Annotated in this window: 1 protein-coding gene; it reads right to left on the reverse strand. The window is 44.3% G+C overall.

The window, feature by feature from the left end; translation table 11 throughout:
- Window positions 1-77: 77 nt before the first annotated feature.
- On the reverse strand, window positions 78-1,466 hold the full coding sequence (gene ltrA / locus V6C17_RS08975) for a group II intron reverse transcriptase/maturase (protein ID WP_333522240.1): 1,389 nt from the start codon (window positions 1,464-1,466) through the stop codon (window positions 78-80).
- Window positions 1,467-1,907: the final 441 nt, after the last annotated feature.

Genomic DNA, 1,907 nt, shown 5'->3' on the forward strand with positions numbered 1-1,907 from the left:
AATCGAGTAAGAGGCTACCCATTAATTGAGTAGCCGACTTCTCACACCACCGTACGTACGGTTCCGTATACGGCGGTTCAATAGTTTAAGTGCATTACCTCGTATCTTTTAGCTATGTCATCATAGCCAATGGATGCGAGGTATTCGTTTGTTAATGACCTGTGTAATATCCAACTATCGGCAATACGCCAGTACCCACGGCGGGAATAAGACCACTCTCTAGCCTTTTGCGTTGGTATACCAAGTCGTTTAAGGTTCTCGAACCTAGCAGATGGTTTCTTCCATTGCTTCCAGAAGATTTGTCTTATCCTTCTTCGTATCCATTCGTTCAGAGACTTCATCTTTGAACTCATTTCTGCGATGGAATAGTAGCCAAGCCATCCTATTGTGTACTTCCTTAACTTTTCTAAGACTACAGGTATTGGCTTTGCTTGCCTTCTACTCGTCAATTTCCTGATCTTGTTCTTGAATTTCTCTATCGACTTGGCGTGTGGACGTATCCCCATTCCTTTCCCTACTTTAAATAGGGAAAATCCTAAGAATTTAAGTTTTAGCGGGCTTCCCGCTTTACTCTTTTCTTGATTTACCTTGAGTTTTAATTTGTTTTCAAGGTATTTTGTACAGCTGGTCATTACTCGCTCGGCAGCTCTCTGGCTCTTGACGTAAATATTGCAGTCATCCGCATATCTTACAAGATTATGACCTCTGCTTTCCAGCATTCGATCAAATGCGGTTAGGTATATGTTGCTAAGAAGTGGCGAGAGGTTTCCGCCTTGCGGTGTACCTTCCGTTGTTGGATTGACCAGGCCGTTCACCATAACGCCGCTCTTTAAGAACTTGCGTACCAGTTTTATAACTTGTTCATCCTTTATTACTTCTCGAATCCTATCTATTAGAATGTCATGATTCACCGTATCGAAGTATTTTGCAAGGTCTATGTCTACTACTTTGACATAGCCTTGTTTGTAATATTCTTCGGCTTTCTTCATCGCTTGGTGGGCGTTTCTCCCTGGTCTAAAACCATAACTGTTTTCGGAAAAGAGTGGTTCAAATATCGGTTGCAATATTTGAACCACAGCTTGTTGTATCATTCGGTCTATTACCGTCGGTACTCCAAGGTTTCTCTTCCCTCCGTCAGGTTTTGGTATTTCTACTCGCCTTACGGGTTTTGGTTTGTACCAGCCGCCTCGAATACTTTTAAGTAATTCTTCTTTATGTTCCTTTAAATAGGGTAACATTTCGTCTACTGTCATTTTGTCAATGCCAGGCGCTCCGCCATTTCGTTTTACTCGTAGGTAGGCTGAGTTGAGATTGTCCCTATGCAGTATGTCCTCGAGCAAACTATTTGCACCGTCTTCATCTGCGGTTTCAAGTTGAGCAATGCTCCGCGCTCCGTTGCTACTCTCTGTTTCCAACATACCCTCGCAACAGCAGCCGGCTTTCGCCGTTTTCTGCTCTCTTAACATTGCTTTACCGTCCTCTCGTTCAAAAGACTACTATTGTTCGGTCCTTCCCGTAAAAAAAAATTCTCCGGTACTATGACCTCTGCTGACTTCTTGCAATTGAGCCATACATCACTGCATGGGTTCTCCAAGTGTCATGGGGTTACCAATGTCTTTCGGAGCATTGCAAGACCTCCCCCGTTAAGAACGATAACCTTCCCCTCATATATCTGCTACATTTACACCACAGGGTTCGGGCAGTATTGGACTTCGTTTTGCGTTGCAAACTCGTCCGCCCTGCAAATGCCTTATATGTAGTTTCTATTCGTCAGACCGAGGGTTTGCATTAGGCTTACTTCAGATTCCGCCTCACGGCGGACACCCTTGCCCTCTGCTAACAGTTCCTACTGCCAAGCCTGTAGTGGACTCTCACCACCAAGTTATTGCCCATTCGGGGCAAACAAC

The organism is Dendrosporobacter sp. 1207_IL3150 (assembly GCF_036763085.1).
Classification (GTDB): domain Bacteria; phylum Bacillota; class Negativicutes; order DSM-1736; family Dendrosporobacteraceae; genus JBAIYU01.